Genomic DNA, 7985 nt, shown 5'->3' with positions numbered 1-7985 from the left:
TGGCGAATCCCGCACCATCCGGCAAAGCGGCCATTGGGGTTTGAGGATTCGCTTTTCAAAATTTGCGCGGCGTCACGATATTTCCGCCAAGCCGGCCGCCGTCTCTGGAATATCGTACTTTGCCCACAGGGGGACCAACATCAGCGGACCAAACCCCGGTCACCCATTGCCTTCAATAGATCGGCCATCGACACACGGTCGCTGCCGGTGTCGTCTGCAATGGCCCGGAGAATCTCGGAAAACGCGCGGCCACGCTTTCGACCCTCACTTGGCGGAGTGTGGACCCCTGTAGCGGATTGGTCTTCGTCAGTCATAATCCGTCTCCGGAGCGACGGCGCGCGGACATATCTCTCTTTGCACCTCGATCAATCGCGGGAGAATGACCTTTCCTTGTGCGGCGACAAATCCATTCGCCGATGTCGTTCCGAAAAACAATGAGGGCTGCGCCTGGCAGCCTCTTCGTTAATTGGTATCGAGCCTAGAATTCGATGTCGCCGAAATCCCCGCCATCGTCAAACCCTGCTTCGTCACGTGCAGCCTCGTTGTCGGAAGTTTCCGCTGGTTCGGCTGCCTGAGCCTGGTTGCCACCAAACATGCCGGCGATCGCATTGCCGAGGAGAACGCCGCCCGCGACGCCCATCGCCGTCTGCGCGGCTCCGGCGAGGAAGCCGCCGCCAGTTCGCTGTGGAAAGCCTCGGGGCTGCGCCTCCTCCGGCGCCGTGGCAGGCGCACGCCCGACACGTGGCACGGAGCCTGGCGAACGCGACGGCTGTCGGCTGTTGCCGAAGATGTTGGAGAGCAGGCCGCCGGAGGACTGCCGCGGCCCCGCCTGCTGTTCCAGCTCTTCGATGCGGGCCTGTGCGGCGTTGAGCGCCTGTTCCTGCACGACGATGGTCTGCGCCATGTAGTAGGGCGCGCCGGGCTGCCGGGCGATCTGCTGGTGTATATAGGCTTCCGCCTCCGGATCACGCGACGGTGCTTGAGGCTCGACCTTGGCGAGCTTCTCGAACAGGCTTTGGATTGCCTGCTGATCGTTTCTATCCATGGTAATAAACACTCCTCGTATTTTCCGGTCGATCATTCTTCCCGCTGGCCTGTGAAGGTCAGCAGCAGCTGGAAGATGTTGACGAAATTGAGGTAGAGCGAAAAGGCTCCGAAGACGGCGAGCTTCTGCTGCGATTCCTGGTCGAAGTTCTCCGCGTACTGTTCCTTGATCGTCTGCGTGTCCCAGGCGGTCAGCCCGACAAAGACGAGAATGCCAATCACCGAGACGGCGAATTGAAGGGCGGTCGAGCCTAAGAAGAGATTGACGACGCTGGCGATCACCACGCCGATCAGGCCCATGATCAGGAAAGAACCGAACTGGGAAAGGTCACGCTTCGTGGTGTACCCGTAGAGGCTCGTTGCGCCGAACATGGTGGCGGCGATGAAAAAGGTGCGGGCGATGCTGGTGCCGGTGAACCGAGGAATACGGTATCCGTTCCTTCGTCTATCGCGAGCGGCGGCAGTTCGATCCGATGAGAAAGGCCTTCATCGGCAGGCCGTGGCCAGGCGTGGTGGGGACAAAGGGCTTCTTCTGGCTGGCGACACGGCCCCACCATGTCGGCGAGATCAGCCAGGCCGGCGCGCTGGTCAGGACCGGCAAGCGCGGCGTGTGGTGGGCATCGGTGCCGAGGCACCAATGGCCCGACCATGCCGAATGCCGCGCAGCTATGAAGCCCTACCTCGATCCGGTCTGGGGCGACCGGCGGCAGGAGATCGTCTTCATCGGCTGCGGCCCGATAGACGAGGCGGAAATCCGCTCGGAGCTCGACGCCTGCTTCGTTCCAGAGCGCGATTTCATGCCCGGCCGCTGGCGCGACCTGCCCGATCCCTTTCCGAGCTGGGAAAGGCAGGCTGCACGAACATCAAGTCCCTTGTGGCGGCGCTGTCGCGTCCGCAGCCGCATCGCAGCTGGACACATGGGGTAATCGCGGGAGCGAGTCGCCCTGAACCAGCACCTCGCAATCGGGATCCCATTTCGACCGTGCTCCCGGCAAACGATACCTCGATGCCAATTTGGGCTTGCATTTCGTTCCGCGAACGACGGAGACACTACCCGGAACCAACAGAGCCACCGGCCGGTTATGGTGAAAACGGTAGGAGAGCTCGATGGCAGACGATAAGAGCAAGATCGGCGGACAGGACCGCATTCGCGTCGCCAGTAGCCAAGTGTACGAGGTCCGCGACTTTGCCGACAAGTTCGATATCTCACCGGCCCAGGCCAAAGATCTCATCGAGCGGTTCGGCAACGTTCGCGAGACGCTGGAACGAGAAGCCCGGAAGCTAAATATATGACCAGCGGTTTCGGGTGGTGGAATTGGCATATACGACTATGAGGCTTCGCTACGCGGTTTCATCGGGTGTAAGATATTCTGTCGTCCGCACCGAGCATGGCTGCGGACGCTTGAAAGAGTCGATCACGCTTTCGCCCAACATAAAGGAGACGCGCGAATGACCCCCTCCGAGTCATAGCAGACGCCGAGCAGTTGGCGACACTCACCAGAATTCTGGACGATTATTGCGAAGAGGTTGGGATGGAGGGCTCGCATCCGGCGCGAGAGCATGTAGCGCGTCGCCTAATCGCTCTTTTCAGTGGCGGCATCGACAGCCCCGACGACATCAAGATGGCGTTGGATAGCATCTCAAAGGATTTCCAGACCGATCTCAGGGTTATGTAGCCGGAAAATTTGCCGATTGATCGGACCAGGGCGAGAGGCTGAGCATCTTCGCCGCTTGCGCTGCATGGCTGGTCGCCATATCTAACCCCACACCCCATGGCGGCCGGCTGACAACGTTTGCAAACATCGGAGTGGTCACTGTGAGCTACATTTTCCCGCAAGAGCGTGACGTCCTGGAGATGCTCGCCGGGTTGCGAACCCGCAAGTCAGAGACTTGGGTGAAGACCTGCCTGAAATCCCTCACCCGAGAAGGGTATTGCACCGAAGGGCCAAATCCTCGGCTGACCCCTAAAGGGCGAGCGATACTTGGTGTGCGCCTCGCTGCGGAGTGAGCTTCTCCCGAGCCGCCGTGTAGATTGAATTCTGTTAGCTTTCCCGAATCTCCGCGCTCGCGTCAGGAGAATCGGGCAAACTGATCAGCGTCTCCGCCATCCGCATATGGCTGGAACCGGCCGGCGTCGCGTCGCCCCTAGCCCCGGCTCAGCGACGCCGGTTTTCCAAGACCCACACGATCGGGAACCATCGACCGGTATTGCGGTCAGACCGAGGTTCCGACAAAAGAGAACCCGCCAGGGCAGACTGTAGCGGGCGAATCAATCAAGGGAGGGAAACACAGATTCTTATCATACAAATCGGCGCTTGCTAACGCGGGGCGAGAGAGGAAGAATGTCCTAGCGTGGCTATTCTTAACCCGTCGGGAAATGCGCTGTCGAGGCGTTAGGAACAAACCTACCTCACTCAGCCTGAAATCGGCCGGTTCATGAAAGCAGCGACGGAACTGCACCGCGCCTGCTCCGCTCCACCGGATGCATACTTTGAAGCGCGAGTCGTTCACGATCGGGCACGTTCCAGCCGCACTCCCGACCTGGCTGGCCGCCGTCGCGCTCGGCGGCGTAGCAGGAGCCACTATAGGCAGCCGCTCACTGCCGGAGCTTCTTCAAGCCCTTCGGAAGATCGATTTCTGACCGCAACTCCAATGGCGCGCAGGGCGTCGTCGTTCGGAATGAACGTGAGAGCGGGCCAGTGGCGGTCAACTATGTACAATCTGCTTTGTGCCACTGCTCACTAGAGTTACGCTAGGTCCAAAAGGGAGGACGGATTGGCAGCGCTAATTTCCAAAGAGGGCGCGGGACCCAACGCTTTGTCTCGCGAGCTGCATTCGACGCCTCCCTTCGCTGAGGTCCACTCTTGCCTTCGCGGCGTCAGCAAGGTCTATCCCGAGCGGGCCGGAAACCCTGCCTTGCATGCCCTGGGACCCATCGACCTCGACCTGAAGAAGGGCGAATTCTTCGCCGTGGTCGGCCCGTCGGGGTGCGGAAAGTCCACATTGCTCGAAGTGCTGGCGGGGCTTTCGAACGTAACCGAAGGCACGGTCACGTTCGAAGGCAACGCCATCACCGGCAGGGTTCCCGACGGAGTTGGAGTGGTCTTCCAGGAAGACGCCAGCTTTCCCTGGCTCACCGTTTGGGACAATCTTGCTTTCGGCCTGCGGCGGCGAGGCATGGATGCCGGTTCGATCCGCTCGCGAGTCAAGGACGCGTTGGCGCTGACTGGACTTTCCGATTTCGCGAAGGCCTATCCTGCACAATTGTCAGGTGGCATGCGCCAGCGGGTGTGCATCGCCAGGACCCTGGTCACCGAGCCAAGGCTGATACTTCTGGACGAGCCGTTTGGAGCCCTCGACCAGCAGACCCGCCTCCTGATGGGAGACGAAGTCCTCAGGCTCTGGCGTGAGACGGGCGCCACGATACTGCTGATTACGCACGCACTGGACGAGGCGGCAATGCTGGCCGATCGGGTCGGCGCGATGTCGTCCCGGCCCGGCAGGTTCCTGGACGTCATAGAGACGAACTGGCCCAAGGATCGGGACAGCCGCATCGCGAGTGCGGAGTCGTTCGGTCGTATCACCGGAAGGCTCTGGAGCCTGCTCCGAAACGAGTCAAGGAATGCGATGGGCGCCGCTGCGGGCAAGCTAAAATGACCCGGGCGAACCTGCTCCAGATCGCGGTGTTCGCAGCGTTGTTTGGGCTTCTCGAGCTTGGGACGCAAATGGGCTGGATTTCGCGATTCACGATCATCCCCCCGAGCGAAATGGTGACCGGCGCATATAATTTGTTCGCGTCAGGCAAGATTGTCCCCGACTTCGTGTCTACGATGTGGTCGGTGATAGTCGCATCGCTGCTGGCTATTGCGACGGGATTCGTAGCCGGCGCGATGGTTCACAGCCTGCCGCAGTTGCGCCGTACGTTGGATCCCTTCTTCGCAAGCTACTACGCGGTTCCGATTTTTGCGTTCTACCCGCTGTTCATCTTCATATTCGGACTGACCGACATTCCCAAGATGATCATCGCATATTTCTACGCGGTGGTGGCGATGATGATAAACACGATGAACGGCCTTGACCGGATGCCCGCTGTCTACAGCAAGACCGCGCGCGTTCTCCGGATGAGCGGGACCGCCAAGACCTTCTGGGTCACACTGCCGGCCGCCATGCCCTACGTGTTCACCGGCGTCAAACTGGCGATCGCCTATGCGTTCCTCGGAACGATCGCGGCCGAGTTCATTCTGTCGACTTCGGGTCTCGGGCATGCCATCAGCTTTGCCTACCTGAACTTCGACAACAATGGACTGTACTCCAACATCCTTATCGTGCTGACGCTCTCCGTGGTCCTCAACATGGTGCTCTTCTACTGGGAGAGGATACTTCTGACGCGGAGGGGATTGGCATGACGGCTGAACTTGATGCACGTCTGAAGGATGTCCTGTCCTTTCTCGCCCTGGTGGTGTTTCTGCTGATCGCATGGCAGGCGACCCACGTCGTTGCCGGCGAAACCGCGCTGGCGTCCCCCTGGCTCACCATCGTTCGAACCTATGAACTGCTCGGTTCATCCCGTTTTTGGGAACACTTCGCAACGACGACCTGGACGTTTTTCATTGCGTCCGTGATATCCATCGTGGGGGGCATACTCATAGGCCTGGTGATGGGGTCGAGCCCGCTGCTCACCGAGGCAGGCGAACCGGTGCTGATCGCGCTCTACACGGTTCCGAAGGTGGCCTTCTTCCCCGTCATACTCCTCGTGTTCGGAATCGGGCTGCCCGCGCAAGTGGTGTACGCCTTCCTGCACGGCATCATTCCCGTTGCCATTTTCACCATCACATCCATCCGCAACGTTCGCCCCGTGTTTCGAAAGACCTCCCGGGTCATGGGCCTGAGCACCGGCCAGTACTGGTGGCACGTGGTGATCCCATCCGCCATTCCCGAGGTGTTCTCCGGAATCCGCCTGGGCATCTCGCTGACCTTCATCGGCACGATCCTTGCGGAGATGTTCGGATCGAAATCAGGATTGGGATATCGGCTCATGCAGGCCATCGGCATCAATGACGGAGCTCTGATCCTGGCGCTGACCCTGATCATCGTCATCCTTGCGATGGCGTTCAGCTGGGTTCTGCTTGCGATCGACAATCGACTGCACAAGCGCGTCTGATCAGCGCATTGCCGTAGGAGCTTTCAGCAATCCTCCCGCGTTTCCGAAGGGTCGAAGGCTTCGAGGCTCTGCCGTGCCGTTGAGGGGTGGAGCGGACTTTCGCCTGCCCAGGCAGCCGGCAGACCTGCTCGGCTCGGGACCTCGAGAGTACGGTCGCATCGACCAAAACACGGATTCTCGCCGCCAACTCCCGCCGGCTGGCGCGGCGGCTGAAAAAGCCGTGAAATCTGATCGAGGCTCGAAGCGGCGGGACGTCGCCTTATCAATTTTCTCCTATGATGGACGCACTTCATCCTGCAAAAGACGAAGAAACCTATGCTTCGGAAGAGGTCATTCGTCAAACCGGTGAAGAAGATTTCCATGGAACAGAACACGTCTCAGACATTTTTTGACAAGATTTGGGACAGCCACGTCATAAGGCACATCGAAGACGATGTTTACCTTCTCCATGTCGACCGCCACATGGTGCATGAGTGCACTTCGGGCGCTGCGTTCGCTGCGTTGAAACGGTCGGATCGTCGAGTGCACTCCGCGGATCTAACCTACTCCGTGGTCGATCACATTCTCTCGACGGCGCCCGGCCGGACCGGCGAAACGTTCCCGGGCGGACGGGAGTTTGTCAGCCTCCTTCGCAAGAATTGTGCCGAGCACGATCTCGAACTCATCGACTTCGACGATCCCCGCCAAGGCATCGTTCACGTTATCGCGCCCGAACTTGGCATTGCACTTCCCGGGACGACGCTCGTCTGCGGCGACAGCCATACCTCCACGTGCGGAGGCATGGGATGCTGGGCATGGGGCATAGGGACCAGCGAAGTTGCTCACGTGTTGGCGACACAGAGCATTCTCCAGCGGCGTCCGAAACGGATGCGCGTCAACTTCCATGGCAAGGCAGGCGAAGGCGTCTACGCCAAGGACATGATCCTGCATCTCATCGGCCAGGTTGGTGTCGCGGCGGGACAGGGCCATACCGTCGAGTACGCGGGATCAGCGATCCGCGGCCTCGGAATCGAAGGGCGCCTGACGATCTGCAATATGTCGATAGAGTTTGGCGCCAAAGCCGGCTTCGTCGCGCCGGATGACGTCACGTTCGAATACCTCGCCGGCAAACCCTACGCGCCGCAAGGTCAGTTGTGGGATCAGGCGGTATCGCACTGGCGGACGCTTTGCAGCGATGCGGACGCGGCTTTCGATCGAGAAGTCGACATCGATTGCAGCACCATCCGGCCCCAGGTCACATGGGGGACGTCGCCGGAGGATGTCAGTTCTCTCGACCAGCCGCTGCCTGACCCGGCGGACATAGCCGACCCGGTGAGGCGGCGCGCGATCGAGGAGGCATTTTCCTATCTTGGTCTCGAGCCTGGCAAGCCACTGGCGGGCCTGCCGGTCGATGTCGCCTTCATCGGCTCGTGCACAAACAGTCGACTTTCCGATCTGGAGGCGGCCGCGCGCGTGGTGAAGGGCCGCAGGGTGGCAGCCAATGTGCGGGGGCTCGTCGTTCCAGGCTCGGCGGAGGTTCGCAACGCCGCACAGGCGATGGGACTGGACAAGATATTCACGGATGCCGGTTTCGAGTGGCGTGAGGCGGGCTGCTCGATGTGCGTGGCGATCAACGACGACTTCGTGGATCCGGGCAAACGGTGCATCTCGAGTTCCAACAGGAACTTCGAGGGTCGCCAAGGTCCCAAGAGCCGGACCCATCTCGCCAGCCCCGCGACCGTCGCCGCGACAGCAGTCGCAGGCGTGATCACCGACGAGTGCGGTCTGCTTTCATAGGGAT

7 protein-coding genes and 2 pseudogenes are annotated in these 7985 nt (G+C 60.4%); 7 read left to right on the top strand and 2 right to left on the bottom strand.

Annotation, left to right across the window (positions count from 1 at the left end; all coding sequences use genetic code 11):
• Window positions 1-478: 478 nt before the first annotated feature.
• The gene (locus tag G6N73_RS21755) at window positions 479-1045 is read right to left on the bottom strand and encodes a DUF2076 domain-containing protein (RefSeq protein ID WP_165031408.1); all 567 of its coding nucleotides are present in this window, start codon (window positions 1043-1045) and stop codon (window positions 479-481) included.
• A 32-nt stretch (window positions 1046-1077) separates the two neighbouring features.
• A pseudogene (locus G6N73_RS21750) lies at window positions 1078-1461 on the bottom strand (Bax inhibitor-1/YccA family protein); the annotation flags it as partial.
• On the opposite strand from G6N73_RS21750, the pseudogene G6N73_RS21745 reads away from it, so the two are divergent.
• The 7 genes and pseudogenes from G6N73_RS21745 to leuC all read left to right on the top strand — a co-directional run.
• A pseudogene (locus G6N73_RS21745) lies at window positions 1461-1901 on the top strand (GTP-binding protein); the annotation flags it as partial. The pseudogenes G6N73_RS21750 and G6N73_RS21745 overlap by 1 nt on opposite strands.
• A 250-nt stretch (window positions 1902-2151) precedes the next feature.
• The gene (locus tag G6N73_RS21740; protein WP_165031404.1) at window positions 2152-2337 is read left to right on the top strand and encodes a DUF3606 domain-containing protein; all 186 of its coding nucleotides are present in this window, start codon (window positions 2152-2154) and stop codon (window positions 2335-2337) included.
• A gap of 191 nt (window positions 2338-2528) precedes the next feature.
• Entirely contained in the window at window positions 2529-2720 is a 192-nt protein-coding gene (locus G6N73_RS21735) for a hypothetical protein (RefSeq protein WP_206079006.1), read from the top strand.
• A 1099-nt stretch (window positions 2721-3819) separates the two neighbouring features.
• Window positions 3820-4701, top strand: coding sequence for an ABC transporter ATP-binding protein (locus G6N73_RS21730; RefSeq protein ID WP_246252383.1), 882 nt, complete (start codon window positions 3820-3822; stop codon window positions 4699-4701).
• A complete protein-coding gene (locus G6N73_RS21725; RefSeq protein ID WP_008838278.1) occupies window positions 4698-5450 on the top strand; it encodes an ABC transporter permease in 753 nt (250 codons plus the stop codon). The genes G6N73_RS21730 and G6N73_RS21725 overlap by 4 nt, the downstream gene beginning before the upstream one ends.
• Entirely contained in the window at window positions 5447-6205 is a 759-nt protein-coding gene (locus G6N73_RS21720) for an ABC transporter permease (protein WP_165031403.1), read from the top strand. The genes G6N73_RS21725 and G6N73_RS21720 overlap by 4 nt, the downstream gene beginning before the upstream one ends.
• A 360-nt stretch (window positions 6206-6565) precedes the next feature.
• On the top strand, window positions 6566-7981 hold the full coding sequence (gene leuC, locus G6N73_RS21715) for a 3-isopropylmalate dehydratase large subunit (protein WP_165031401.1): 1416 nt from the start codon (window positions 6566-6568) through the stop codon (window positions 7979-7981).
• Window positions 7982-7985: the final 4 nt, after the last annotated feature.

The organism is Allomesorhizobium camelthorni, from assembly GCF_011045125.1.
Classification (GTDB): Bacteria; Pseudomonadota; Alphaproteobacteria; order Rhizobiales; family Rhizobiaceae; genus Allomesorhizobium; species Allomesorhizobium camelthorni.
Note: the sequence above shows the minus strand (reverse complement) of the source record. Positions and strands in the feature narration are given on the sequence as shown.

Excerpts from the sequence above, each read along its gene's own strand:
- G6N73_RS21755 (WP_165031408.1), bottom strand. The coding sequence starts at position 1,045 with ATGGATAGAAACGATCAGCAGGCAATCCAAAGCCTGTTCGAGAAGCTC.
- G6N73_RS21740 (WP_165031404.1), top strand. The coding sequence starts at position 2,152 with ATGGCAGACGATAAGAGCAAGATCGGCGGACAGGACCGCATTCGCGTC.
- G6N73_RS21725 (WP_008838278.1), top strand. The coding sequence starts at position 4,698 with ATGACCCGGGCGAACCTGCTCCAGATCGCGGTGTTCGCAGCGTTGTTT.
- G6N73_RS21720 (WP_165031403.1), top strand. The coding sequence starts at position 5,447 with ATGACGGCTGAACTTGATGCACGTCTGAAGGATGTCCTGTCCTTTCTC.
- leuC (WP_165031401.1), top strand. The coding sequence starts at position 6,566 with ATGGAACAGAACACGTCTCAGACATTTTTTGACAAGATTTGGGACAGC.